At 38.5% G+C, this 26,031-nt stretch carries 24 protein-coding genes and 1 tRNA gene; 4 read left to right on the top strand and 21 right to left on the bottom strand.

Annotated features, from left to right (window positions below):
- Nucleotides 1-3 precede the first annotated feature (3 nt).
- Together ACUN24_RS01915 and ACUN24_RS01910 are read right to left on the bottom strand one after the other, a co-directional pair.
- Complete coding sequence (locus ACUN24_RS01915; protein WP_445561007.1) at nt 4-1,101, bottom strand: slipin family protein; 1,098 nt, start codon at nt 1,099-1,101, stop codon at nt 4-6.
- Nucleotides 1,102-1,511: 410 nt separating this feature from the next.
- Nucleotides 1,512-1,573 (bottom strand) — tRNA-OTHER (locus tag ACUN24_RS01910).
- A 597-nt stretch (nt 1,574-2,170) separates the two neighbouring features.
- Between ACUN24_RS01910 and ACUN24_RS01905 the strand changes: the two genes are divergently transcribed.
- Complete coding sequence (locus tag ACUN24_RS01905; protein WP_445561006.1) at nt 2,171-3,217, top strand: helix-turn-helix transcriptional regulator; 1,047 nt, start codon at nt 2,171-2,173, stop codon at nt 3,215-3,217.
- 17 nt (nt 3,218-3,234) lie between these two features.
- Here ACUN24_RS01905 and ACUN24_RS01900 read toward each other — a convergent pair whose 3' ends face one another.
- Both ACUN24_RS01900 and ACUN24_RS01895 read right to left on the bottom strand, forming a co-directional pair.
- Nucleotides 3,235-4,215, bottom strand: coding sequence for a thiol-activated cytolysin family protein (locus ACUN24_RS01900; protein WP_445561005.1), 981 nt, complete (start codon nt 4,213-4,215; stop codon nt 3,235-3,237).
- 161 nt (nt 4,216-4,376) lie between these two features.
- Nucleotides 4,377-5,960, bottom strand: coding sequence for a peptide chain release factor 3 (locus ACUN24_RS01895; protein ID WP_121287591.1), 1,584 nt, complete (start codon nt 5,958-5,960; stop codon nt 4,377-4,379).
- 748 nt (nt 5,961-6,708) lie between these two features.
- Between ACUN24_RS01895 and ACUN24_RS01890 the strand changes: the two genes are divergently transcribed.
- The 3 genes from ACUN24_RS01890 to ACUN24_RS01880 all read left to right on the top strand — a co-directional run bounded on the left by ACUN24_RS01890 (nt 6,709) and on the right by ACUN24_RS01880 (nt 10,076).
- On the top strand, nt 6,709-8,976 hold the full coding sequence (locus ACUN24_RS01890; RefSeq protein WP_445561004.1) for a helix-turn-helix domain-containing protein: 2,268 nt from the start codon (nt 6,709-6,711) through the stop codon (nt 8,974-8,976).
- A 67-nt stretch (nt 8,977-9,043) separates the two neighbouring features.
- Nucleotides 9,044-9,421 carry a GxxExxY protein gene (locus tag ACUN24_RS01885; protein WP_445561003.1) on the top strand — a complete coding sequence of 126 codons (378 nt, stop codon included), beginning with the start codon at nt 9,044-9,046 and terminating at the stop codon, nt 9,419-9,421.
- Nucleotides 9,422-9,467: 46 nt separating this feature from the next.
- Complete coding sequence (locus tag ACUN24_RS01880; RefSeq protein WP_445561002.1) at nt 9,468-10,076, top strand: SprT-like domain-containing protein; 609 nt, start codon at nt 9,468-9,470, stop codon at nt 10,074-10,076.
- Between the two features lie 145 nt (nt 10,077-10,221).
- Here the strand turns inward: ACUN24_RS01880 and ade are convergent, their stop codons facing one another.
- The 17 genes from ade to ACUN24_RS01795 form a co-directional block, all read right to left on the bottom strand.
- On the bottom strand, nt 10,222-11,859 hold the full coding sequence (gene ade, locus ACUN24_RS01875; protein ID WP_445561001.1) for an adenine deaminase: 1,638 nt from the start codon (nt 11,857-11,859) through the stop codon (nt 10,222-10,224).
- Nucleotides 11,860-11,968: 109 nt separating this feature from the next.
- Nucleotides 11,969-13,945, bottom strand: a complete 1,977-nt coding sequence (locus ACUN24_RS01870; RefSeq protein ID WP_445561000.1) for an alpha-ketoacid dehydrogenase subunit alpha/beta — start codon at nt 13,943-13,945, stop codon at nt 11,969-11,971.
- A 30-nt stretch (nt 13,946-13,975) separates the two neighbouring features.
- A complete protein-coding gene (locus ACUN24_RS01865; protein ID WP_445565120.1) occupies nt 13,976-15,364 on the bottom strand; it encodes a LutB/LldF family L-lactate oxidation iron-sulfur protein in 1,389 nt (462 codons plus the stop codon).
- Between the two features lie 140 nt (nt 15,365-15,504).
- Entirely contained in the window at nt 15,505-15,891 is a 387-nt protein-coding gene (locus ACUN24_RS01860) for a type II toxin-antitoxin system VapC family toxin (RefSeq protein ID WP_445560999.1), read from the bottom strand.
- Entirely contained in the window at nt 15,891-16,100 is a 210-nt protein-coding gene (vapB, locus tag ACUN24_RS01855; RefSeq protein WP_445560998.1) for a type II toxin-antitoxin system VapB family antitoxin, read from the bottom strand. Before vapB ends, ACUN24_RS01860 begins: the two co-directional genes overlap by 1 nt.
- Nucleotides 16,101-16,205: 105 nt before the next feature.
- Nucleotides 16,206-17,840, bottom strand: a complete 1,635-nt coding sequence (locus ACUN24_RS01850) for a M28 family peptidase (RefSeq protein WP_445560997.1) — start codon at nt 17,838-17,840, stop codon at nt 16,206-16,208.
- A 27-nt stretch (nt 17,841-17,867) separates the two neighbouring features.
- Nucleotides 17,868-18,305: a ribose 5-phosphate isomerase B gene (gene rpiB, locus ACUN24_RS01845; protein WP_445560996.1), complete on the bottom strand. Its 438-nt coding sequence runs from the start codon at nt 18,303-18,305 to the stop codon at nt 17,868-17,870.
- Nucleotides 18,306-18,350: 45 nt separating this feature from the next.
- Nucleotides 18,351-19,232, bottom strand: coding sequence for a twin-arginine translocase subunit TatC (tatC, locus tag ACUN24_RS01840; RefSeq protein ID WP_445560995.1), 882 nt, complete (start codon nt 19,230-19,232; stop codon nt 18,351-18,353).
- 116 nt (nt 19,233-19,348) lie between these two features.
- Nucleotides 19,349-19,513, bottom strand: a complete 165-nt coding sequence (locus tag ACUN24_RS01835) for a Txe/YoeB family addiction module toxin (RefSeq protein WP_445565119.1) — start codon at nt 19,511-19,513, stop codon at nt 19,349-19,351.
- A gap of 91 nt (nt 19,514-19,604) precedes the next feature.
- Complete coding sequence (locus ACUN24_RS01830) at nt 19,605-19,802, bottom strand: DUF2683 family protein (RefSeq protein ID WP_445560994.1); 198 nt, start codon at nt 19,800-19,802, stop codon at nt 19,605-19,607.
- Between the two features lie 96 nt (nt 19,803-19,898).
- Nucleotides 19,899-21,239, bottom strand: a complete 1,341-nt coding sequence (gene accC / locus ACUN24_RS01825; RefSeq protein ID WP_132398213.1) for an acetyl-CoA carboxylase biotin carboxylase subunit — start codon at nt 21,237-21,239, stop codon at nt 19,899-19,901.
- A gap of 217 nt (nt 21,240-21,456) precedes the next feature.
- Complete coding sequence (gene accB, locus ACUN24_RS01820; RefSeq protein ID WP_121287613.1) at nt 21,457-21,933, bottom strand: acetyl-CoA carboxylase biotin carboxyl carrier protein; 477 nt, start codon at nt 21,931-21,933, stop codon at nt 21,457-21,459.
- A gap of 165 nt (nt 21,934-22,098) precedes the next feature.
- Complete coding sequence (locus ACUN24_RS01815) at nt 22,099-23,097, bottom strand: beta-ketoacyl-ACP synthase III (RefSeq protein ID WP_445560993.1); 999 nt, start codon at nt 23,095-23,097, stop codon at nt 22,099-22,101.
- Nucleotides 23,098-23,114: 17 nt separating this feature from the next.
- Nucleotides 23,115-24,053, bottom strand: a complete 939-nt coding sequence (gene plsX / locus ACUN24_RS01810) for a phosphate acyltransferase PlsX (protein WP_445560992.1) — start codon at nt 24,051-24,053, stop codon at nt 23,115-23,117.
- A gap of 101 nt (nt 24,054-24,154) precedes the next feature.
- Complete coding sequence (gene rpmF / locus ACUN24_RS01805; protein ID WP_025143959.1) at nt 24,155-24,346, bottom strand: 50S ribosomal protein L32; 192 nt, start codon at nt 24,344-24,346, stop codon at nt 24,155-24,157.
- A gap of 15 nt (nt 24,347-24,361) precedes the next feature.
- Nucleotides 24,362-24,892 carry a YceD family protein gene (locus tag ACUN24_RS01800; protein ID WP_445560991.1) on the bottom strand — a complete coding sequence of 177 codons (531 nt, stop codon included), beginning with the start codon at nt 24,890-24,892 and terminating at the stop codon, nt 24,362-24,364.
- A gap of 296 nt (nt 24,893-25,188) precedes the next feature.
- A complete protein-coding gene (locus ACUN24_RS01795) occupies nt 25,189-26,031 on the bottom strand; it encodes a sulfurtransferase (RefSeq protein ID WP_445560990.1) in 843 nt (280 codons plus the stop codon).

The raw sequence follows: 26,031 nt of genomic DNA, 5'->3' as shown, positions 1-26,031 counted from the left end.
AATTTATTTTACGAAGATCTGTTTCAATTGATCTACAATTTGTCCACTGCCCGATAAGCTGATGTTATTGATTTTCTCCGCGATTTTCTCAACGTATTCCATCTCTTTCAACTTATACAAGATGTTATTGTCTTCCATCAATTTAGCAGTATTCAGCAAACTTCTGGTCGAGGCCGTTTCTTCTCTTCGGGTAATGATATTGGCTTGTGCCCTTTTTTCGGCAACTAAAACCTGGTTCATAATCTCCTTAACGTCACCAGGTAAAACAATATCTTTAACACCACAGTTCGTTAATTTTACACCCAGGTTTTCAACTTTATCCAAAGTGATGGCCATTACCATTTCGGCAATTTTTTCTTTGCTTTCCATCAATTCGTCAAAAGTCATAAGGCCAATAGATTCTCTTAATGCCAATTGCATAGTGATATACAATTGTTTTTCGAATTCTTTGTTCTCCAATAAGGCTTTGATGATGTCATCAACTTTATATTGAGTGCTGAAATTCACCCTCAATTGTGCTTTATCTTTGGTTAAGATTTCTTGTCCGATGATTTCCATATTCAATTGCCTCATATCGGTTTTTAAAACTTGAATGGTGGTACTGTTTTTCCAGTAAACATAGTTTCCCGCCTCCAATATACTTTCAAATTTACCATCGATAAATAACAAGGCCTTTTCGAATGATTCTACTTTATAAGCTCTGATGTAGTTTAATAATGGTGCTTTCTCCAATAAATTTTTATCAATTGCTTGGTCAATATTAATGTTACTGATGGTTACCTTAACAAAGTTATATTCTGATAAACCTTTCCAGATGGCATGTCTGCCAGCGGTTAAAACAGATTTGAAGTTTTTGTTTTGGTAAACCAAGGCCAATTCGTTGTCGGCAACGCTTACCAGGTGAATCAAATTCACAAAATCTGCATTTTCCAACAAAATATCCAATTCGGCAACCGAGTAATGGTACTCCTTGGCCATGTCGTACAAAGTCATGTCTTCGCCGAAACCTAACCAGTAAGTTCCTGCGGTTAAAACGTTTTTTAATTTTCCTTTTTTAAACACCAATCCAACATAATTGGTGTTAATGGTTACTCTTTTCATGTTTTCTGATGTTAATCCCACCTAAATCCTTTCCTAAAAAGGGAGGACTTAAATGAGTATGGTTAATTATTTATTCTTTTAAAAGCGTTGCACAAGAACATTTACCTGTTTTTTGCGGAAGTAAAAGTTTATCAAGCTTTGTTCAAAAATGAAAGGAGGCTTGTCTTATAGGTTTTATACTCCCCTGGAGCATTTTTCCTTCCCGATTTACCCCATTTGATTTTTAAATCTCTTCTTGTTGCACTGATTCTCACTGAGCAAATGCAGATTTGCTTTTTGAATTTCGAAAAATCCTAAAGCCAAATGCGGTTGCGCAACGCTTATTCTGGTGGGCGGTTTGAAAAGTTGCCCTTCTTTTTAGATGGAACCCTAATCCATTGCATTACCATTTTGCTATTCCAAGTGACGGTTGGAAGCAGGATTCGAACCTGCATTTTGGTGTTGTTACTCTAACCCCTGAGCTATTCCGATTGCTCGGAAGTGGGATTCGAACCCACGACACACAACGTGTTTCAGACAATCTATCATAATTCTTATCAGTATATTCTACGCAATTGCCCGAATACTTTGGGGCTATTCTGAAACCCACAACAATGGATAAGTTTTATTTAGTATTGCCATTCCGATTATTCATCGGAATTTCTTTATATGTACTGATTTACCTAAACTATTTAATTGCCGCTGTTAACCCCGTTCCGCGTATCCGGAACAGGGGCTTCATATTTTGCTGTTCTAATGATCAGCATGGCGGCGAGCGCGTATTATTGAAACAGTTTAATTGTATTGTAAATCAGTTATTTATTATTTATATTTTTCAAAGAACCTCATTATCGACTTGCGACATTACAAAGATGCCACCACCACTGCGCGACAGATTTGCGTAGTAAAATTTATTTTGCCTGTAATGTGTCAATTGGTTGATAGTTAGGGTGATAATTTTAATTTTTCCATTATATTATTTCTTTTATCCTCCAATTACGCAATTGTATTGCGTAGATGATGAATGCTTTGCTATATTTAGTTAAGTTTTCCGATCAGATTTTTAGCCTGACACTCAAATTGATTAAAAATGGCAGTAAATAAATTAGCACTTATCCGGTATAAAACCATCGACGATTGTTTGAAAAACCGTTTCAGAAAATGGACGCTCGATGATCTCATTGAAAAGGTTTCCGAAACCCTTTACGAACTCGAAGGCATTACCTCAGGAGTAAGCAAGCGAACCATCCAGGCGGATATCCAACTGATGCGAAGCGATAAGTTGGGCTACAATGCGCCGATTGTAGTGAAGGATAAACGCTTTTATGCATACGAAGATGCTGGTTTCAGTATTACCAAAGCGCCGATCAATAACGCTGATGTAGATAAAATGAAGGAAATTGTCGGTGTGCTGAAACAGTTTAATGCCTTTAATTATTTCGACGAAATGAGCGATATGATTGCCCGTTTGGAAAATAACCTTTATAAATCGACCAAACAAAGCGGTAATAACATCCAGTTGGAAAGTAATAAGTTGGTAAAAGGATTGGAATGTATTCCACCATTGTACCAGGCAGTTTTAAATAAGCGTTCTTTATTGATTGAATATAAATCGTTCAGGGCGCAACAATCGCAACAGGGAATTTATTATCCGTATCTGTTAAAAGAGTACAGAAACAGATGGTTTTTGATCTGTAAAGCAAAAAAAAGATCAGGAATTTTGAACTTAGCTTTAGATCGAATCATAGAATTTCAGGAACTGCCCAATGAAGAATTCGTTGCTTACCAGGGGATAGATTTCGACCGCTATTACGATGATTTAATCGGGGTAACCAAAAATGAAAGCGACCGGGCTCAAAAGGTCATTCTGGAATTTACCAATGACCATGCGCCTTATGTAGTTACCAAACCTTTACATTCTTCGCAGGTGGTGTTAAGTAAAAACGATAAAACAACAACGTTTAGGATTGATGTGGTTTTGAACTACGAACTGGAGCGTGAAATTCTGGGCTTTGGTGAGTGTGTTAAGGTGCTTTCGCCAAGATTGTTGATTTCAAAAATTAAAAGAAGATTGGCGCAAACTTATAAGCAATACGCAATGAAAGAAAGTACCAATGCCGAAATATTGAACCCCTAAGATTTGGACATTAACCGTTAATTAATAATGTTAACCGTAATCTGATGTTTAAACAGAGTAAAATCCTTCACCGAGTGTAATGAATAAGATACGGGATAAGCAATAGCTGTATTGTTAAATGCCTCAAATTCCTGCACCAGTGCTTTGATCTCGTTCAGATTTTTAGCAATCCTGATAAACGATTTTTCGCTTCCTCCCCTGGCATAAAAAGTAACTTTTGCTGTGCTTAAAGATTGAATTTGTGCGGATGTTAACTCTTGTTTTAAGAGCACGGCTTTTAGTGCAGTTTTCAATGCGGCAAAATCGGCATCGGCTTCTGCTAAAATCAAGGTGTTATTGCCATATACAACACTATTAATGTAATATGCATTGTTCGTTTCATTAATTTTGGCTGCATCTTCTACAGATAACAATTCTGTTTTACCGGGAAGGTTCATATCAAGCGAAAATTTTCCATTATTGGAGAAAAAATAAGTAGCATGCTTTTTGGCAATCCTGGTGGATGTAGTGATTCCGATTTTTTCAAAGATTGCTTTTACATCTTCATTGTTTGAAAGGAAGTATTTTACTACATTATAATCCTTAAATTCTTGTTCCGAATAAGCCTGGCTTTCAGAGGTATTTTTGAAGACCAGATTTTTCGTATAAGCAGAAATCTTTTCGGCAGACGGAATATCGTTAAAGAATTTGTTTGCCGTGCCAGTAATTGAGGTTGATGCCGTTATGGGTAATTGAGTATATTTATCTTTTAGGGAAACGAATTGAAGATCGTTCCCGTTTTTTTTGATGTTAAATATTGCCCCGGGAAATATCTGTGCTACATTACTGTCATCAACAATAAAAGAATTGAACTCCCAGGTTAAACTTTCTGTTTTGTCTATTTCGGTAGGGATGACAGGATCGGGAACAGGAGCAGGAATTGTATCGTTAGTTTTCTTACAGGAAACAGCAAATAAAAGCGTAGAGACAACCAAAAAGTAATTTATTTTATTTTTCATTCAAGGTAAGTGTAAATGCCCGAATCTACACAGTTTTTAGGTTCGGGAAGTTGTTTTTAGGTTATGATTGTGTTGCCATTGCGTAAACAAATAAACCTCGCAGGTTTTGAAAAACCAGCAAGGTTTATGTTGTTATTAAAAGCTCTTCCGGCAATCTTGAATTAGCTTTTAAACTCGCTCGTTTTATGGAATTCGATATCAGGATAGTCCTGTTTTGTTAAATTAATCATATACTCACTATCGGCCAGATAAACCGGGTTGGCTTCTTTATCAAAACCAATGTGCTGTTGTTTACGTTTTACAAATTCATCCAGTTTCTTTCTGTCGGTAGAGGTTACCCAACTTGAACGTGTATAACTCAAGGTACGGAAACGACATTTTGCGCCATACTCATGCTCTAACCTGAAGTTGATTACCTCAAACTGAAGTTCACCAACTGCACCGATTACTTTTCGGTTTCCAGGTTGCATCACAAATAACTGTGCAACTCCTTCATCGGTTAGCTGTTCAATACCCTTTTCCAATTGTTTGGTACGCATTGGGTCCATATTTTCTACCTCTTTGAAGATAGATGGAGAGAAACTAGGGATGCCTTTAAACTGCAGTTTTTCACCTTCGGTTAAAGTATCACCGATTTTAAAGTTTCCACTATCGTATAAACCTACCACATCGCCTGGCCAAGCCTCTTCTACAATACTTTTTTCGTTAGCCATGAAATCCATCGGATTAGAGAATTTTAATTTCTTATCCTGACGGGTGTGGTAATAGAATTTATTGCGTTCAAACTTGCCGGAACAGATCCTTAAGAAAGCAATCCTATCGCGGTGTTTTGGGTCTAAATTGGCGTGGATCTTAAATACAAAGCCGCTGAAATTTTTCTCATCTACCAGTACATCACGTTCTTCCGCTTCTCTATGACGTGGGCTTGGTGCAATATCGATAAATGTATCCAGAAGTTCTTTGATCCCGAAGTTGTTAATCGCACTGCCAAAAAAGACAGGGGCAACCAGACCATCGGTATATAAATCTTTATCAATTTTGCCGTAAATGCCGTCAACCAGTTCCACGTCGTCTTTCAACGTATTGATCTCGTTTTCTTTCAGGTAATTTAATAAAGAAGGGTCATTTAAATCGCTTGCCGCCACAACCGAATCGGTTACTTTGGTTTTATCCGAATTAAATAAATTTAAATGTTTGTTGTAAATGCTGTAAACGCCTTTAAAGGTATGTCCTTGGCCAATAGGCCATGAAAGCGGGCATAGGCTAATGTTTAGTTTTTCTTCAATTTCATCCAATAAATCGTATGCCTCTTTACCTTCGCGATCCATTTTGTTGATGAAAATGATTACCGGGGTGTTACGCATCCGGCAAACCGACATCAGTTTTTCAGTCTGTTCCTCCACGCCCTTTACACAATCTACCACCAAAATCACACTATCTACCGCAGATAAAGTTCTGTAAGTATCTTCCGCGAAATCCTTGTGACCAGGCGTATCCAGAATATTGATACGTTTACCGCTGTATTCGAAACCCATCACCGAAGTTGCTACCGAGATCCCACGCTGTTTTTCAATCTCCATAAAATCGGAGGTATTGCTCTGGTTCGCCTTATTTCTTTTTACCGCACCTGCAGTGTTAATGGCACCACCAAAAAGCAGAAATTTTTCTGTCAGCGTGGTTTTACCTGCATCGGGGTGACTAATAATGGCAAAGGTTTTACGTTTTTCTATTTCAGGGTTAAGCATAATAAAATTTTGGGTGTAAAAGATGATGAAACCTGGTTAAAGGAATTTAACAGCGATAAGATTTGAATATTGTTGTTTCATCAGGACGCAAAGATAATAAAAAGCTTTATCATTAATTGTTAGGTTGTTGTATTGTTTTATTGTTGTGGTGAATAGATTTAGAAAATGATTTGGAAAAGTAGTGACAGCTGTTCTTTCGTTATTGCAGTCCTGCCATACACTCTAATCCCGACCTTTCTTCCTTCTGTGTGGCTCCATCTTTTTAAGGCGTTACGCTAGCTTGCTTTGAAAGTAAACAGGTTTTACCGAAGAACGCCTGTCAATCCCAAGAGCCGGGAAATCAAAAAAACAGTTGCAGTTCAGGTAAATTGGCACTAACAAACCTGAAACGCAGTGGTTTTGTGTTCATAAACTATGATTTAATTTTTTCAAAAAAATATTGAACGCAAAACGAAGTGCCACTGTTTTTTTGATGTGCATGGGATTGTGCAAAAGGCTCATTGCTGGATTGACAAAGCGCTTTGGGTACTTTGGCGCTCCAAAGTACCTATGCCTCCGCGGCATAGAGCGGCAGAAAAATATTAAGGTTTTTTATTCCGCTAATCAAGAAATTATTGATTAAATAAAGGTGGTGACGAAAAATATCCACTTAAAATTAAAATTTCTCATCAATCATTCTTTAGTTTTGTGCTAAAATGTTTAGCTTTATTCATCCCTCCGTTTATTGCTAACTAAAATTTTACTGCCGATGCCTACTTTGGAAGAAACTTCTATGCCCGCAGAAATTGCGGCTAAATTTGTTAATTATACCTCGAAACATGTTTTTTTGACCGGAAAAGCCGGAACAGGTAAAACAACTTTTTTGCGGAAACTGATCCAGCTTACGCATAAAAAGGCTTTAATTGTAGCACCTACGGGTATTGCAGCCATTAATGCTGCTGGAGTAACTATCCACTCGCTTTTTCAGCTTCCTTTTGGAGCATTTTTCCCTGATGCTGCGGGAGCGCTGATTAACGAAAATATTAATTTCAACTTTAATACGCCCAAAACTTTAGTAAAACACTTAAACATGCAGGGCAATAAGCGGCGCATGTTGCAGGAACTGGAGTTACTTGTTATAGATGAGGTAAGTATGTTGCGGGCAGATATGCTCGATGCCATTGATTTCGCTTTGCGTTATGTACGCCGTAACAGGAATCTTCCATTCGGTGGGGTACAGTTATTATTCATTGGCGATTTACACCAGTTGCCGCCCGTGGTAAAAAATGATGAATGGCGTATTATGGCCAAATTTTATAAAAGCATTTATTTCTTCGATGCCTTGGCTCTGCAGGATAATGCGCCGGTTTATATCGAACTGGATAAAATTTACCGTCAGGATGATTCGGTTTTTATTGATCTGCTCAACAACCTGCGGAACAATAAAATTACTGCTGAAGATACCGCATTGCTCAGGCAACATTTTAAGCAGGATTTTAAACCTTCTGCCGATGAAAATTACATCACTTTAACCACCCATAATAATAAAGCAGATAACATTAACCGCGAAAGGTTGACCCAACTGAAAACAAAATCATATTTTTTCGAAGCAAAAGTTCAGGGAGAGTTTAATGAATATGCTTATCCAAATGATAAAAGTTTAGAGCTAAAGGTTGGCGCGCAGGTAATGTTTATTAAAAATGATATGACAGCCGAGAAAAGGTATTACAACGGTAAAATCGGTGTGGTACATCATATCGAAAAAGATGTAGTTGAAATTGAGCTACCGGAAGATAAAGTGGTGATCCAGATTTCGCCCTACACCTGGGAGAATGTTAAATATAAACTGGACGAAGCAACCAACGAGATCAAAGAAAATGTAGCTGGTTCATTTATCCAATATCCAATTAAATTGGCCTGGGCCATCACCGTGCATAAAAGTCAGGGTTTGACTTTCGATAAGGCCATTATTGATGTAGGTGATGCTTTTGCACCTGGTCAGGCCTATGTCGCCTTATCGCGTTTACGCTCATTAAAGGGGTTGGTTTTAACTTCTCATCTTCGCGATAGTGGTTTGCAACAAGACAAGAATGTGCACTACTTTTCTAAAACAAAACAACCTTCGGAAGTGCTGAATGAGCAGATTAGTATAGAAAGTTATACCTTTATTCGTAGTTATCTGCTCGCGGCATTCGATCTCAACCTGATCCGCTACTACTTAAAAGAACACCGTCAAACCTTTGATAAAAGCGAAAAATCGGCCAAGCAAAGACACGAAGATTGGACTGATGTAGTTTATACGGATTTTCAAAAAATAACTGCTACGGCCGATACATTCGTTAATCAGCTGAAAAATCTTTTCGCGCAGCAAACCGAACATACTTTATTTAATGTATCGAAGAGGGTAGAGGCCGCATTAAAATATTTTAATCCATTGGTTAAAGAGATTTCTGATCGTTTTCTGGCTCAAATCGAAGTGATAAAAGAAGAAAAACAGATAAAAACCTATGTTACAGAGCTGTTAGAACTCGAAATTTTAGTGTATGAGCAATTGAAAAAAATGCATAAAAGTAAAGCATTGTTGCAAGCGCTCATTGCAGGTAAAGAGTTTAGTAAAGCTGATACCGATGCGCTGTTGAATACGGTTGAAAGAAACAACCAGCTTCAAAAGGCAATCCAGTTAAAAGGAGAAACACTGAAAGTAAAATCTGCAGCTGAGAAGAAGAAAAAAGAACCAAAAATCGACACTAAACTGGTCAGCTTCGAACTTTATGAGCAGGGTAAAACCATTGACGAAATTGCAAAGGAGCGAGGCTTTTCCGTTGGTACAATTGAAGGCCATTTAGCCTATTATGTTTCTACACAACAATTGGATGTAACCAAATTGGTAAAAGCCAATAAGATCAGAAACATCAGTGATGCGGTGGAAAGCCAGAAAACAAAGTCGATGGCTACGATAAGGGAGTTTTTAGGAAAGGATTATTCCTTTGGAGAGATTAAGTTGGTGCTGGCATCGTTGTTCCCATCGGAGGAATAGATCGAAATCTAACCGCAAAGATCGCTAAGGACAAAAACGCAGAGGGCGCAAAAGCAAATTCAAAGATATGGATGAGAATGAATTATCAAGAATTGTAATCGGATTGGCAATAGAAGTTCATAGTGTTTTAGGTCCTGGTCTGTTGGAAAGCGCTTATAAAGAGTGTCTGTATTATAAAATTCTCAAGGCAGGGTTATTTGTTGAAAAGGAAAAGATAATGCCTTTAATTTTCGAAGAAGTAAAACTAGACTGTGGATATCGAATTGATATTTTGGTTGAGCGCAAATTGGTTTTAGAATTGAAAAGTATAGAAGCCTTTAATGAGATTCATTTGGCACAAACATTAACTTATATGAAGTTAGGTAATTACAAATTAGGTCTTTTGATGAATTTTAACGTAATTAGGTTAAAGGATGGATTAAAACGTGTAGTGAATGGCTTATAACTTTTCTTTGTTTCTTTGCGGAAAACTTTGCGAACTTTGCGGTTAAATGGAAAAGGTTAAAGTTTTAGCGCAGTACATGCCGGAACCAGCGGCACCGCTAATTGCAAAATGGATCGATTATTTTCAGTGCGAATTTAAAATCGCTAAAACCCGTTCTACCAAACTAGGCGATTACCGCCATCCTTATCAGGGCAAAGGCCATCGCATCTCGGTTAATTTTAACCTGAATCATTATGCTTTCCTGGTTACTACTGTTCACGAATTTGCACATTTACTCACCTGGAACGATTTTAAAAATAAAGTAAAACCACATGGATCAGAATGGAAAAAGAATTTCCAACGGATGATGGTTCCCTTTTTTGAGCTGAATATCTTTCCTGCCGATATCCATAAAGCAATAGATAACTACATGTCGAACCCGGCAGCGTCGAGTTGTTCTGATCTGCATTTATCGCGTGCTTTAAAAAAATACGACAGTAATAAAACGGAGACTTTACATTTAGAGCAGCTTCCCATTAATACCAACTTTAAAATCAAAGATGGCCGGCGTTTTACCAAAGGCGAGCAAATTAGGAAACGGTACCGTTGTGTTTGTTTAGATGATAAGCGGTTGTATCTGTTTAATCCTTTGGCCGAGGTTTTTGTGGTAGAATAAGATTGAATTGCTGTCATTCTGAATGCAATTAGAATTCTCAAAAATCGTCATTTCGAGCGAAGTGCAACGCAGTCGAGAAATCTGCCTCGATAGATCTCTCCATTCCACTGCGTTTCAGTCGAGATGACGATTTTCAATAGTTTATCTATACAAACTTAAACTCATCGCCATCAAATAAACCCTTATCGCTTAATTTTAAGCGCGGGATCACCAATAAAGCCATAAAAGAAAGCGTCATGAAAGGTGCAAGCAAAGTAGAACCCAAATCTTTCGCAAATCGATCTATTAAGGTATAACTTTCTGCAACCTGGTAACCATTCTGGTTACTCATTAAGCCTGCTACCGGTAAAGCTAAAACTTTTTGTTTTCTATTCCCCAGTACCACTACACCACCAGTTTCGTTAATCACCAGATTTACGGCTTCACAGATACTTTTATCATCTACACCAACCGCAATAATATTATGACTATCATGAGCAACGCTTGAAGCAATGGCTCCCTGTTTTAAGCCAAAGTTTTTTACAAAAGATACAGCAACAGTAGCATCATGGTAGCGGTTTACCACCACCATTTTCAAGACATCATTTTCCAGATCACTAATAATATTTTGGTTTAAAACTTTTGGTTTAGCAGATAACCTGTTTGTAATCAATTGTCCGTCTAAAGCTTCGATAACAGGGATTTCTTCTTGTCCGGTAAAGGAATAAATAAAATCTTCTTCCTTTTTCAAACTGCAATTGAAATGATTTACCGATGCTTTATCTTCTACATGTTTTACCCAATCGCCCACGGTTTTGCCATTTTCGGCAAGCAATAATCCATCAATATAGGTTTGTTTAATTTTGAAGTTTTTTAGATCCTCGATTACAATAAAATCTGCCGGATCGTTATGTTGTAATGTTCCAACATCTAATTTATAGTGAAGAATAGGGTTAATGCAGGCTGCCTGTAGTATATTGAAAATATCAATTCCCTTTTCTACTGCTCTTGCACAAAGCTGATTGATGTGGCTTTCTACTAAACTGTCGGGATGTTTATCATCACTGCAAAACATCATCATTTCCGGCCAATCATTAAGCAAATCGATCAGCGCTTCAAAATTTTTGGCTGCACTTCCTTCACGGATGAGGATTTTCATGCCACGCTGTAATTTGTCTAAAGCTTCTTCGGCAGTAAAACATTCGTGATCAGTAGAAATTCCGGCATCTATATATTGCTGAACCATATCACCGCGTAAACCAGGAGCATGCCCATCAACAGGTTTACCGAGCGCATGAGCCGCAGCAATCTTTTTTAAAACTTCTTCATCTTTATAAAGTACACCAGGGAAATTCATCATTTCGCTCAGGTATTTTATTTCCGGTCGCTCTAAAAGTGATTTTACATCATCATGATTCAGTTCTGCGCCAGCGGTTTCAAAAATGGTAGCAGGGACACAGCTTGGAGCGCCGAAGTTGAATTTAAAAGGAACGATATTTCCGTTTTCGATCATAAATTCAACACCTTTCATACCACATACGTTGGCAATTTCGTGTGGATCGCTAATCGTAGAAACCGTTCCATGAACAACCGCCAATCGTGCAAATTCACTTGGAATTAACATACTGCTTTCGATGTGCACATGGCTATCTATAAAACCTGGTGAGATAAAATGTGCTCCTTCTTTCTGTTCAGAAATTTTTGAGATAGATTTTATTTTTCCATCCTCAACGGCTACTTCGCCAAAGAAAATATTCCGCTTTGTGATGTTAATGATATTCCCTTCGACTTTGAAATTGCTCATTTTTCTGTTTTTTGATGTCGTGCCCTGAATTTATTTCAGGGTCTTTAATGAAACTCAAATAAATCCGATAGCTATCGGATCAACATGACGATAGGGTACTAAACCGCTCTTAATATTTTAATAATTTATCAATCGTTTCTGCTAATCTTGCTTTAGCCAAAAAATCTTCTTCTAATACTTTATTCATTGGAATGGCGGTATCCAAACTTGCACAGCGCATTACCGGGGCATCAAGATGAGAAAAGCAATGTTCTCCAATCCAGGCAGACAGTTCGGCGCCAAAACCATTTGTTAAGGTATCCTCATGCAAAATTAAAACCCTTCCTGTTGCTTTAACTGCTGCCCTTACAGCTTCTTTATCCCAGGGCTGTAGTGTGCGCAGGTCAATTAATGTTGCGCTGCTTTCAGGATATTGCTTTAGGTAATCTAACGCCCAGTGTACACCTAGTCCGTAAGTAATGATCGCGAACTTGCTTCCTTCGGCAAGCCTGACTGCTTTACCGATCTCTGTGGTATAAGAACCATCCGGAACAGGAGCTGTTAAACTTCGGTAGAGGTATTTATGCTCAAAATATAATACAGGATTTGGATCTTCAATCGCCGCCAATAGCAAACCTTTTGCATCTTCAGGGAAAGCCGGATAAACGATTTTTAAACCTGGTGTTTTGGTAAACCACGCTTCATTACTTTGTGAATGAAATGGACCTGCCCCTGTACCTGCACCTGTAGGCATACGCACCACTACATCAGCCTTTTCGCCCCAACGGTAATGCGTTTTGGCCAGGTTATTAACGATCTGATTAAAGCCGACGGTTACAAAATCGGCGAACTGCATTTCTACAACAGCTTTATAACCATTTATAGATAAGCCCAAGCCTGCACCCACAATGGCAGATTCGCAAATAGGGGTATTACGCACCCTGCCTTTTCCATATTTAACAGTAAAACCATCCGTAATTTTAAAAGCCCCTCCATAATCTGCAATATCTTGCCCCATTAAAACCAGATTTGGGTATTTCTGCATGGCCAGGTCCAAGCCATCTGTTATTGCATCAAGATATCTTTTTTCAGTAGAAGATGGATTGGGTGCAATAACCTGCTGTGTGTAGGGAAAATACATGTCTGCCTCTTCCTGGTTGGCATTTGCAATCGGCTCCCCTTCGTTAAAAGCTTCTTCAATTTCCAGTTCTATATCTCTTTTAACCTGAATTTTGATGTCGATAATGGAATCTGAGGTTAAAATACCCTGCTCAATTAAATAGGCTTCATAATTACTCAAAGGATCTTTCTTCCCCCACTCATCCAACAGTTCCTGCGGAACATATTTAGTGCCGGATGCTTCTTCATGACCACGCATCCTGAAAGTCAGGCACTCTACTAAAACGGGTCTGGGATCTTTTCTGATTTCCTTCGCCAGTTGATCAATGGTATTATAAACTTCCAGAATATTATTTCCATCTATTTGAATGCCCTCTACACCATAACCAATGGCTTTATCTACCAGGTTTTTGCACCTGAATTGCTCCGATTTTGGAGTGGAAAGGCCATAGCCATTATTTTCGATTAAAAAAATAACGGGCAGATTCCAAACTGCCGCAACATTTACGGCTTCATGGAAATCGCCTTCACTCGTGGCACCTTCACCGGTGTAAACTAAAGTAGCGTGTTGTTTATTGGCTAAAACATCAGCCAGTGCAATACCATCAGCCAAGGCCATTTGCGGCCCCAAGTGAGATATCATCCCAATGATTTTATATTCTTGTGTGCCGAAATGGAAGGAGCGGTCGCGGCCTTTGGTAAAGCCGGTAATTTTGCCCTGCCATTGGGCCATTAATTTTTTTAAAGGAATATCGCGGGAGGTAAAAACGCCCAGATTGCGGTGCATAGGCAAAATGTATTCATCAGTGTGCATGGCTAAAGTGCTGCCAACTGCAATGGCTTCCTGGCCAATGCCCGAAAACCATTTGCCAATTCTACCCTGACGCAGCAGCTTGAGCATTTTGTCTTCAACCATCCGGGGGTAAAGCAATCTTCTGTATAAGTTCAGTAAGAACTTGTCGTCTTTATCACCTCTGTTAAATTGCATATCTGGTTATTTTGACTAGTGACTCTGGACTCAGGACTCCCGACTTTTCTTCAGCTCTTCCCACTGTTTAGCAAAAGATTTATCGGCAACTTTAGGCATCTCCCGGTATTTGCCCCAGCTCTTTTTGAAAAAACTTTTGAGCATAAAATTTTTAAACTTTCCACCGAAGAAATCCATCCATTTGCGTTTTTGCATCATTTTGCTGAACATGCTCCAGCCAATTTCTTCTTTTTTGCCATTGTCGTGACCTGCTGCGGCATCTCTACGGTTAAGTAAGAGCATTTTATGAATATCGATTTTTACCGGGCATACCTCAGAACATTTACCACAAAGGCTGGAAGCATAGCTTAAGTGTTTAAACTCTTCCATACCCTTTAAATGAGGCGTAATTACCGAACCGATTGGGCCACTATAGGTGGTGTTATAAGTGTGACCGCCAATGTTTTTATAAACCGGGCAAGCATTTAAGCAGGCACCACAACGGATGCAGTACAAGCCTTGTCTCTGGTCTTTTTGTGCCAATAAATTGGTGCGGCCATTATCTAATAAAATTACATACATTTCCTCCGGTCCATCCGTTTCATTCGGCTGACGCGGGCCACTTAAAATGGTATTATAAACCGTTAAGTTTTGCCCCGTTCCATGCGATGCCAGTAAAGGCCAGAACAGATCAAGATCTGCCATCGAAGGAATTACTTTCTCAATACCCACAATAGCAATGTGGATTTTAGGGAAAGTGGTACTTAAACGAGCATTCCCTTCATTCTCTGTTAAGGCAATACTGCCGGTATCAGCAATTAGGAAATTACCGCCACTAATGCCAATATCAGCATTCAGGTATTTATCGCGAAGTAATTCTCTTGCTTTCTGTACCAGCTGCGGAGGAGTGGCATCAATAGGGGTGCCAAATTTATCGTGAAATAACTGCGCTATATCTGTTGCACTTAGGTGCATGGCCGGGGTAACAATATGGTATGGCGCCTGGCCAAGCAATTGGACAATATATTCGCCCAGGTCACTTTCTAAAGATTCGATGTTGTTCTTTTCAAGGAAGTCGTTTAGATGGATCTCCTCGGTAGTCATCGATTTGGATTTGATGACCGTTTTACCATTGTTTCTTTTGATGATGTTGAGGATTTCCTGTTGGGCTTCTTCGGCATCACTGGCCCAGATTACCTTGCCGCCACGGCGTTGAAAATTTGATTCGAATTCTGGCAGGAATTTATCAAGGTTTTCCATCACACGCCATTTAATTACATGCGCCTTTTTTTTCGAGGCTTCGAGGTTTTCGAATTTTGATAAACCGCGTTCAACTGCCGCATTGTATTTGCCAATATTATAATTTATGGTTTTACGGTGCGGTAAATCGAAAGCTTTCTCATCAGACTTCTCTAAAAATTCCTCGGCAGTTTTCATCAATGGCAATTTCATTATAGGGGTAACGAAGAATAGCTGCTTTTAGTTTCAGGCTACTCTGTTAAAAACCAAAGATAGGAAACCCTGTTGAGTTTATTTTTAGAAAATTGAAACAAAGGCGATTATTGCGGAGAGAGAGGTTTTTACCAAATTACACCAGTAATATATTTTTTAGCTATTTCGTCGCTTGATATAAGATCTAAATCTAATTCCATGCTTGTTGCAATAATAATTCTGTCAAATGGATCGCGGTGAATAAAAGGAAGCGTCTTAAGGATTTTTAATGTCTCAAAATCAATTGGGAGGGTATTGATTTTATTAGCATTACACGAATCTATTAATTCTTCAAGAGAATATTGTAATTGCAATTTGCCAAGAGATTGCTTTATGGTAATCTCCCATAAACTTGCAATGCTTAAGTAAAGTTGTGTGGTTGAATCTTCTAAAATTTTTCTTGCTTCTTTAGATAATGCAATATTATCGTCTTGCATCCACAGTAAAACATGAGTATCAAGCAAATACTTATTCACTACATATAATCTTTGAAATCATCCAATGGTGCATTAAAATCATCACTCATCTTCATCTTCCCCTTAAGTAAACCGAGTTTTCTGGGGCTATTCTCCTCCTCTTTTTTATTTGCTTTTTTTTGTAAAATAAAATCAATAAAGTCTTCTACCTCTTGCTGATACGCAACAGGAATCATTTTAATTTTTTCTAAAATATTCAACTGATCCATAAACAAGCTTTTATCAAAAATAACATTTTAATCTTGAAATATAAAGTTGCAAATCACTGTGCATAAAAAAGTCCCGGTGTAAAACCGGGACTCTATTTTTAATCATTATTTCTTTGGATTTCCTTTTCCGTCCATATCTACTACCGGGCGTTTAGGTCTATTTGCCAATTCCCATGCGGTAAAGTAGGTCAGTTTTGCTCTTTTAGCCAAAAGTGGGAAGTTAATTTTGCTTACTTCATCACCAGGTTTGTGGTAATCCTGTTGTAACATGCCATCATAATAGAAGATGATCGGAATGCCTAATTTAGCAAAGTTATAATGATCTGAACGGTAATAAATCTGCTCAGGATCTTTTGGATCATCATATTTATAATCCAGTTTCATTTTGGTATAAGTAGCATTAACCTGCTCGCTTAAATTAGCCAGGTCGCTGCTTAACATTCTAGAACCCACTGAGTAAATGTAGTTTGCTGAATCTGGTTTGCCCAAATACTCTTCACCAGTACGGCCAATCATATCAGTATTTAAATCAGCAATGGTATTGGCTACCGGGAAAACAGGATGCTCGGAGTACCATTCAGAACCCCAAAGGCCTTTTTCTTCTCCAACAACAGTCATGAAAAGGATACTGCGTTTAGCACCCTTACCTGCTTTTTTGGCATCGGCAAAGGCTTTAGCCATCAATAATACACCGGTAGTACCCGATCCATCATCATCTGCCCCATTGTTTATTTTGTCTTTTGCGTTTGGGTCGGTTTCCAAACCAATATGATCATAGTGACCTGTTAGAATTAATACTTCTTTTTTAAGTATCGGATCAGAACCTTCTAAATAACCCAAAACATTTTCACACCTAACTGATGCCTCATTTTTAGCGGCACTTGCTGAAAAAGGAACATCTAAAACTTGAGAGGAAGGCGACTGACTATCTACTATTTTCTTTTGCAAATCGACTACTGTAGTGTTCGATGCTTTTAACAAATCGTCTGCTAAAGCAACAGATATCGAGATGCGCGGAATTTCGTTTTGCTTCTGAGCCTCAATAGCTGCATTGGTTTTCACCATTACACGACCGTTATTTTGAGCTTGCTTGCTATTTTCGGTAATTCTATCAACACTCGGATCGATCAGGATAATGGCTTTAACATTATTCTCTGCAAAATATTTTGCTCTTCCTTCCAGCATAGCGCGGTAAGTTGCCCTGTCAATTCTGGCACCTGGTTTAATGGTCGGATCACCGCCGTTAAACATCATCACTACCTTGCCTTTAATATCAGTTCCGGCAAAATCATTATAATTGTCTTTTTTGATTCCGTAACCAATAAATACAATCTGATCGGTAGAAAAAGTGAAACCCTTATCGCTGATTAAGCTTGGCGAAACGATATAATCTTTCTGGTATTCTTTCGGCTGACCGTTAACTGTTACATGGCTTTCTTTTAGCGTAACGTTAACCAGATCGATCTTTTGGAAATAGCTGCCATTTACAGGTGCTTTTAGGCCTAAAGATTTGAAATAATTGCGGATATAATCTGCTGCCATCCAGGCGCCTTTAGTACCTGTTTCACGGCCTTCATATTCATCAGACGCTAAAACCGAAAGGTGCTTGTAAGCATTTTCCGTACTAATTGCCTTGCTGAATTTTATCGCATCCTTATTCGGTATAAGAGGCTTTATCTGGCTAAAGGAACTTGCGGAAACAAGTGATACCAAACCAAGGGTTAAAAACTTTTTGTTCATTATGATAATAGTTAGTTGAGTTTGTTGTTAACACGAAATTTTCTCTACCCTGTTCTGATGGCGACCACCTTCAAATGCAGTGGTTAAAAAAGTTGTCGTTATTTCTTTTGCCAGTTCTTCTGAAACAAACCTTGCTGGAATACACAACACATTGGCATTATTATGCTTGCGTACCAAAGAGGCAACTTCATTTTCCCAGCATAAACCCGCTCTGATATGCTGATGTTTGTTCGCGGTGATGGCTACACCGTTTGCCGATCCACAAAGTAAAATACCATAGGTAAATTCTCCACTTTCAACAGCGCTGGCAACAGGATGTGCAAAATCAGGATAATCAACAGAATTTTCTGAGTAAGTACCAAAATCTTTTACTTCGTAATCCTGTAAAAAATCTTTTAATATTTCTTTGTATTCAAACCCAGCGTGATCCGCTCCAATAGCAATTTTGATTTTTGTATCAGACATTGTCAAATTTATAGAGAATTATAAAATCTATTCGTAATGTTTTTGTTAGTTAGCGTAGAAAGCAGCATCAGCCTTTTTCTTCTTTTTTTCGATGTAGGCCGATACAAAAATACTCAGCTCATAAAGTAAGAACAATGGTGTAGCTACAATCAGCATCGTCATAATATCAGGTGTTGGCGTAACAATAGCTGCAATGATTAAGATAATAACTGCGGCATACCTTCTGCTCGATCTCATCAGCTTTGGTGTCATCAATCCAAGTTTCGACAGGATGAAAATAATAACCGGAAGTTCGAAGATAATTCCGGTGCCTAAAGTTAAAGTTGCCACAGATGACAGATATGAGTCGACTGTGAAGGTGTTTTTGATTTCGGCACTTACGGTATAACCTGTTAAGAAGTTAACCGATAGTGGACATACGACAAAGTATCCGAAAAAGATACCAATAATAAAAAGTACCGAAGCGAAAAATACAAAGCCACTTGCCGATTTACGCTCATTTTCGTGTAGTGCTGGTTTAATAAAACGCCAGATTTCCCATAATAAATAAGGAAAACCAACCACAATGCCACACATTACACAAACATTTAACTGCAGGTTAAACTGACCTGCCATTTCGGTATTGATGATTTCACCATTGATTTTCTTGATGCACATATCCTTACCCAATGATGGAAAATGCTCTACCAGTTTACACATCATGCGGTAGGTCCAAAAATCTGGTTTTTTAGGCCCGAAAATAATTTTATCAAGGATTTCCTCATTGAAATAGAAAGCGATACCCGTAAAAACGGCAATGGCAATTACGGCTCTGATTAAGTGTTTACGGAGAACATCCAGGTGATCGAAGAAAGACATTTCTGCCTCTAATGTGGTGCTCTTTTGCCCGATAGCTTTTGTAAGTAGATTTTTTTTAGTGTCGCTCATGTTGAAAACAAAAATACCATTCTATTTGAATAGAATGGTATTTACGTGTTAAATATAGAAATAGTTTATATTATTATGAGAAATGCTTTAATATATTGTGTAGATCAATATCTTAATCATTTATAATGTCCTCTTAGGGAGTGAATTTTAATAATTTGTTCAACTTCCATAACCTGATAGATAATTCTGTGCTCTGAATTTATCCTCCTCGACCACATCCCTAAAAAATCATATTTAAGTTGTTCAGGTTTTCCGATACCCTTAAATGGTGATTCTAGTATGGCAATAAGAAGAGATTCTATTTTCTTTTGAATAGCGATATTGCCACTTTTTTCCAGTAACTTAGGTTCTCTTTGGCTATCTCATCAAAAGCTATTTCCATAAATCATCTATAGCTATCTTAGTAAATTTTCCCTCTTTAAAGTTTTGCTCTGATTTTTTTATTTTAGCAACAAATTCTGGATTGTAAGGTTTATCCTCTTTTTCAAAAGGAATCCTCATGGCTTTTAAAACCTGCTTTACAGCATTTAATTGAGCCTTGTTTTCCGGATGTACAATTAATGTTTCCATAATTCAAATTACTGAAATAGTTCTAAAATTTTTAATAAAGAAAAAATCCCATTCTGTTTTACCAAAATGGGATTTAAATTTTTATAATCGTTTATATTATTCCGTAAACTCGAAAGTTTCCATAAACTTTGTGGTGAAATTTCCTGCCCTGAAGTTAGGATCTTTCATCAATTGTAAATGGAAAGGAATGGTAGTTTTAATACCTTCAATTACGAATTCGCTTAATGCACGCTCCATCGTACAAATAGCCTCTTCCCGTGTCTGCGCTACACAGATCAACTTGGCGATCATTGAATCGTAGTTAGAAGGAATCGAATATCCTGCATAAACATGTGTGTCAACACGAACACCATGGCCACCCGGAGAGTGGAAATTAGTAATTCTACCTGGTGAAGGACGGAAGTTGTTCGCTGGATCTTCTGCATTGATACGACACTCAATGGCATGCATTTCCGGTGTATAGTTTTTGCCTGAAATCGGGATTCCCGCAGCAACTTTAATCTGTTCTTTAATTAAATCGAAGTTGATTACCTCTTCAGTAACCGGGTGCTCTACCTGGATACGGGTGTTCATTTCCATGAAGTAGAAATTACGGTGTTTATCAACCAAAAATTCGATTGTACCTGCTCCTTCATAATTTACAGCCATAGCGCCTTTAATGGCGGCTTCACCCATTCTAACACGAAGTTCATCAGTCATAAATGGAGAAGGAGATTCCTCAACCAATTTCTGGTGGCGGCGTTGAATTGAACAATCGCGTTCCGATAAGTGGCAGGCTTTACCAAACTGGTCTCCTATAATCTGGATTTCAATGTGGCGTGGATCTTCGATATATTTCTCTAAATATAAACCATCATTACCAAAAGCAGCACCAGATTCCTGACGGGCACTATCCCAGGCATTTTCGAAATCTTCATCTTTCCAAACTACCCGCATACCACGACCACCACCACCGGCAGTTGCTTTCAGGATTACAGGGTATCCCATTTCATTGGCAATTGCAATACCTTCTTTAACACTGTTAAGTAAGCCTTCAGATCCCGGGATTGTTGGAACACCCGCAATTTTCATGGTTTCTTTCGCCGAAGCTTTATCGCCCATTCCATTAATCTGCTCTGGGGTAGCACCAATAAATTTGATGTTGTACTCGCGGCAAATGTTAGAAAACTTAGCATTTTCTGATAAAAAACCATAACCTGGGTGTATGGCATCGGCGTTAGTTAATTCTGCAGCCGAGATAATATTTGGGATATTTAAATAAGAATCTTTACTAGGTGGGGGGCCAATACAAACAGCCTCATCAGCAAAACGTACATGTAAACTCTCGCGATCTGCGGTAGAGTAAACAGCAACCGTTTTGATGCCCATTTCCTTACAGGTACGGATAATACGCAAAGCGATTTCACCCCTGTTGGCAATTAGTATTTTTTTAAACATAATTTTTTAATTGATGATTACACCGATGATATGATTACACTGATCATTTAGCGTAATGTAAACCGATATAATCAAATTTTAAATTAAATGCCATGGTTCGTGTCGCCACGAACCATTTATATTTTTCAGTTTGTTAAATGCAAAACTGAAGATCATCATAATTTTACGGTATTCCGGTCAGTGAGGACACAGACCGAGGCGTAAGGTAACGTTATTATTAAATAGGTTCTACTAAAAATAACGGTTGGTCGTATTCTACAGGTGATGCATTATCAACCAATATTTTGACAATACGGCCTGAAACTTCACTTTCAATCTCGTTAAAAAGTTTCATTGCCTCAATAATACAAACTACTTTACCTGTGCTAACCTCATCGCCAACGTTAACAAACATTGGTTTTTCCGGACTAGCTGAACGATAGAAAGTACCGATCATTGGGGATTTAATAGTAATATATTTTGAAGTGTCTTCTGCGGCAGGTACAGCAGGTGTTGCTGCATTTGGAGCAGTAGGAGCTGTAGCAACAGGGGCAGCAGCCTGTACAAGCGGAGCTTGCGGTACGGTAGCATGCACAACTGTTGGTGCCTGGTTTGTTTTGATCGTGATTTTGAAGTTTTCTTGCTCAATAGCAACTTCATTTACTCCAGAACGAGAAACAAATTTAATCAGTTCCTGTATTTGTTTGATATCCATTTTTTAGGCTTTTATGTAAAAAATAGTGTTTATTGAATTAACTAAGTTATACTTTTTTTGTTTTATTTTTCTTTGCAACCGCTTAAGGTTGATGGTTTAATAGTTGATGGCCATGATGCTTTATCAAGCAGTTAATCAACTCTAAGCTCCAAACTCCCAACTCAATTACTTGGTGTCGTAAGCCCATTTAAGGTATACTGAACCCCAGGTAAAGCCGCCACCGAATGCAGCTAAAACGATGTTGTCACCTTTTTTCAACCTGCTTTCCCATTCCCATAAACATAAAGGAATTGTTCCATTGGTTGTATTTCCGTAACGTTCAATGTTGATCATCACCTTATCAGTTGTAACGCCCATGCGGTTTGCAGTAGCATCGATAATGCGCTTGTTGGCCTGGTGCGGTACTAACCATGCCACATCATCAGCGGTTAGTCCATTGCGCTCCATAATTTCGGCAGCTACATCAGCCATATTGGTTACCGCAAATTTAAATACCGTTGGTCCTTCCTGGTGAGCAAAATGCTCTCTGGCATCAATGGTTTCGTGGGTTGCAGGTTTGACTGAACCACCAGCTTTCATGCCTAAGAAATCTCTTCCGGAACCATCTGTTCTTAAAATAGAATCCTGGATACCGAATCCTTCTTCATTTGGCTCTAATAGGGCACAGCCACAACCGTCACCAAAAATAATGCAGGTTGTACGGTCTTCATAGTTAATGATTGATGACATTTTATCGCCGCCAACTACTAAAACTTTTTTATGTCTACCTGATTCGATAAATGATGCACCGGTAGCAAGTCCGAAAATAAAGCCAGAACAAGCGGCCTGTAAATCGTAACCCCATGCATTTTTAGCGCCGATTTTATCTGCTAAGACGTTTGCTGTTGCAGGGAAAGTGAAATCAGGAGTAGTGGTGCAAAAGATAATCAGTTCAATTTCACTTGCATCAATTCCCCTCTTTTTAAGTAAGCCATTTACAGCATGAACAGCCATATCAGAAGTACCTAAACCTTCTCCCTTTAAAATTCTACGTTCTTTAATTCCCGTTCTGCTGGTAATCCATTCATCCGAAGTGTCAACCATGGTTTCTAACTCTGTGTTTGTAAGCACATAGTCGGGAACGTAACCATTTACTGCTGTAATAGCAGCGTGAATTTTACTCATTTTAAGAATTTAATAAATTATTTAAATGCCATTCTAATTTTTTCTACCAATCCGGTAGTAATCATTTCCCTGGATTGGAGAACCATATTTTTAACAGCTAGCGGACTGGAAATTCCATGTCCGATAACAACAGGAGCGTTAACACCCAGAACCGGGCTTCCACCGTACTGTTCATAATTAAAACGATCGAAGAACTCATCTTTAAGTCCTTTTTTGATGGTAAGTACGTAAAATGATTCTGCTAATTTTAGCATTATATTTCCGGTAAAGCCATCGCAAACAATCACATCGGCTTTATCATTAAATAAATCCCTACCTTCCACATTTCCAACAAAGTTGAACAGGCTGGTTTCTTTCATTAACGGGAAAGTAGCCATGCTTAGCATATTCCCTTTTTCATCTTCTTCACCAATATTTATCAGGGCAACTTTCGGATCATTGATCTGCAACAGATTTTCTGCATATAAACTGCCTAAAACGCCAAATTGTAATAAAATATCAGGTTTACAGTCGGCATTTGCACCTACATCTAACAGTAAGCCGGTACCGCCTTTAATTTTTGGAAGAATTGTACATAAACAAGGGCGGATAATGCCAGGGATGGTTTTAACGCTAAAGACTGCGCCAACCAACATAGCTCCAGAGTTACCAGCGCTTGCGAAAGAATCGATTTTACCTTCTTTTAAAAGGTTAAAACCAACAGCTATGCTCGAATTCGGTTTCTGAACGATTGCTTTGGTGGGATGTTCGCCCATACCAATTACTTCATCAGTATGAACGTATTCAAAATGATCTGGATTAAAACCTTCTTCTGAAAGAATGGGTTTAATCTGTTCGGTATCGCCAATAAGAACTAAATGCTCTCCAGCGTTAAGCGATTGATGAGCAGCTATTGCTCCCAAAACAATTGCTTTGGGAGCATAGTCTCCGCCCATTATGTCGAGGCCTATTTTCATAGAAAAAATCTGTTTGTGTTAAGTCAGGTGTAATCCTGAATTTTTCAGTTGACTAAGGTATGACTAAAGCCGCTGAAAACACAAACAATTTTTTAAGAAAATTACCCTATCTGAGTATTTTCGATAACCAGTTTGCCGTTGTAGTATAAGTTACCATCAACGTTGTAAGCACGGTGAGGTACGTGGATAGCACCTGTTGCCGAGCATGTTGCTAAAGAAGGAGTAACAGCTTTATAGTGCGTTCTTCTTTTATTTTTTCTCTGTTTCGAGATTTTCCGTTTTGGATGTGCCATTGCTGTATAATCTAATTATTTTTTTAACTTATTAAGGGCTTCCCAACGTGGGTCGCTTGTTTGTTCATTTTCTTCAGCCTGCTTTTGGATAGATAACTGATTTAAGCGATCAATCATTTCCTGATCGCAATCTTTACCTGCCTGCTCGCAGTTTTTGATATAAGGTACCGCTACGTTAATCATTTCGTACAAAGGACCCGATATATCAATCTCGGTATCTTTACGGCTTAATGAGATAATTTCTTCATCATCACTTTCCATTTCGGCTTCTGCAAACTTTACGATCTGACGTTCGTAAAGATTTACCGGGAATGAAAACTCAGATAAACATTTATCGCAATCTAAATTTACGGTACCAATAACTTTAAATTTTAGAAGTAACATGGTCTCTTGTTTCTCAAGTTCCAGGTCTACTTTTAAATTTCCACTTTTAATTAACGAATACTCAAATGCATTAAAAAAGGTGTCATCGAGCTCATAATCAAACTGATGGGCTCCCAATTTTAATCCGGTAAACGGTAATGAAAATTGTTTTAGTGGGTTCAAAGTACTGTAAAATTTTAGCCTGCAAATGTAGGGATAAAAAAATTAGATTAAAAATGTTTTTTAAAAATTGTTGGCGTTAATCGGACAGGTTTTCAGAAAGTTAATCCAAATACTGAGAGACCTTAAAGGTTTCTTGCTAGTCGGGATTTGTAATCCCGACATAGAATAGAGGATTTTTACTCATTAAGTGGATTGTAAATCCACAGTTCATTTAGCCGGGATTGCAAATCTCGACCAACAAAAAGTCAATTGAAAGACCTTACAGGTTTCTGAAACCTGTAAGGTCTGTAAGATGGCTAGTTTGCCAAAACCATTTCCTTATTATTCCTGCTCCATTCACTCCATGAGCCTACATAAAGTTTTGGAATATGTAGGCCTGCATAATCCATAGCCAGTAGTGTATGGCAGGCGGTAATGCCCGAGCCACAATGTACAATCACATTTTCGGGTTTTACATGCGCAAGGGCTTCTTCGTATTTTTCTTTTAATACTTCAGGAGCAAGGAAAGCACCGTTTGCGTCTAAATTTTCGGTATAAGGAATATTGGCTGCGCCCGGAATATGTCCGGCAATCAAGTCGATAGGCTCGGTAAGGCCTGCAAAACGGTTGGCATCGCGTACGTCAATCACAATGTAATCGTCGGTTTTGGCTACTTTTTCAACTTCATTGATGACGGATAAAGGCAAAGCCCATTCTTTTACTTCGTATGGTTCAACCGATTTTGGGATCTCCACTTTGTCGGTAGTTGGGAAACCAGCTTTAACAGCCGCCTGGAATCCACCATCAATAACCTGTACTTTTTTATGACCGATTGCTTTCAGCATCCACCAGAGCCTCGCCGCTGCGTTACCAGCGTTTTTATCATCGTATACAATAACGTGGCTATGTTCAGTGATCCCGAGTTTTTGTAACACAGTGGAAAACTGTTCAGGAGTTGGTAAAGGATGACGTCCGCCAATTGCAAAATCGCCAATGCTGGCTAAATCTTCATTTACATCAGCAAAAAGGGCTCCGGCTAGATGTTGTTCATCGTATCTGGCTTTTGAACCAGCACTGGCATCGATGATTACGATCTCATCATCCTGGTTTAACCAGGTTAATTCTTCGGGTTTTATAATAGGTGATAATTTAATTTCCAT

This window comes from Pedobacter sp. WC2501 (assembly GCF_052682415.1).
Note: the sequence above shows the minus strand (reverse complement) of the source record. Positions and strands in the feature narration are given on the sequence as shown.

Coding starts and splice junctions, on each gene's coding strand:
- ACUN24_RS01870 (WP_445561000.1), bottom strand. CDS start 13,945: ATGCAATTTAACAGAGGTGATAAAGACGACAAGTTCTTACTGAACTTA.
- rpiB (WP_445560996.1), bottom strand. CDS start 18,305: ATGTCTGATACAAAAATCAAAATTGCTATTGGAGCGGATCACGCTGGG.
- ACUN24_RS01905 (WP_445561006.1), top strand. CDS start 2,171: ATGGCAGTAAATAAATTAGCACTTATCCGGTATAAAACCATCGACGAT.
- plsX (WP_445560992.1), bottom strand. CDS start 24,053: ATGAAAATAGGCCTCGACATAATGGGCGGAGACTATGCTCCCAAAGCA.
- ACUN24_RS01890 (WP_445561004.1), top strand. CDS start 6,709: ATGCCTACTTTGGAAGAAACTTCTATGCCCGCAGAAATTGCGGCTAAA.
- vapB (WP_445560998.1), bottom strand. CDS start 16,100: ATGGATCAGTTGAATATTTTAGAAAAAATTAAAATGATTCCTGTTGCG.
- ACUN24_RS01895 (WP_121287591.1), bottom strand. CDS start 5,960: ATGCTTAACCCTGAAATAGAAAAACGTAAAACCTTTGCCATTATTAGT.
- ACUN24_RS01885 (WP_445561003.1), top strand. CDS start 9,044: ATGGATGAGAATGAATTATCAAGAATTGTAATCGGATTGGCAATAGAA.
- ACUN24_RS01900 (WP_445561005.1), bottom strand. CDS start 4,215: ATGAAAAATAAAATAAATTACTTTTTGGTTGTCTCTACGCTTTTATTT.
- accC (WP_132398213.1), bottom strand. CDS start 21,239: ATGTTTAAAAAAATACTAATTGCCAACAGGGGTGAAATCGCTTTGCGT.
- ACUN24_RS01880 (WP_445561002.1), top strand. CDS start 9,468: ATGGAAAAGGTTAAAGTTTTAGCGCAGTACATGCCGGAACCAGCGGCA.
- tatC (WP_445560995.1), bottom strand. CDS start 19,232: ATGAGCGACACTAAAAAAAATCTACTTACAAAAGCTATCGGGCAAAAG.
- ACUN24_RS01815 (WP_445560993.1), bottom strand. CDS start 23,097: ATGAGTAAAATTCACGCTGCTATTACAGCAGTAAATGGTTACGTTCCC.
- ACUN24_RS01850 (WP_445560997.1), bottom strand. CDS start 17,840: ATGAACAAAAAGTTTTTAACCCTTGGTTTGGTATCACTTGTTTCCGCA.
- ACUN24_RS01915 (WP_445561007.1), bottom strand. CDS start 1,101: ATGAAAAGAGTAACCATTAACACCAATTATGTTGGATTGGTGTTTAAA.
- ACUN24_RS01795 (WP_445560990.1), bottom strand. CDS start 26,031: ATGGAAATTAAATTATCACCTATTATAAAACCCGAAGAATTAACCTGG.
- ade (WP_445561001.1), bottom strand. CDS start 11,859: ATGAGCAATTTCAAAGTCGAAGGGAATATCATTAACATCACAAAGCGG.
- ACUN24_RS01830 (WP_445560994.1), bottom strand. CDS start 19,802: ATGGAAACATTAATTGTACATCCGGAAAACAAGGCTCAATTAAATGCT.
- rpmF (WP_025143959.1), bottom strand. CDS start 24,346: ATGGCACATCCAAAACGGAAAATCTCGAAACAGAGAAAAAATAAAAGA.
- accB (WP_121287613.1), bottom strand. CDS start 21,933: ATGGATATCAAACAAATACAGGAACTGATTAAATTTGTTTCTCGTTCT.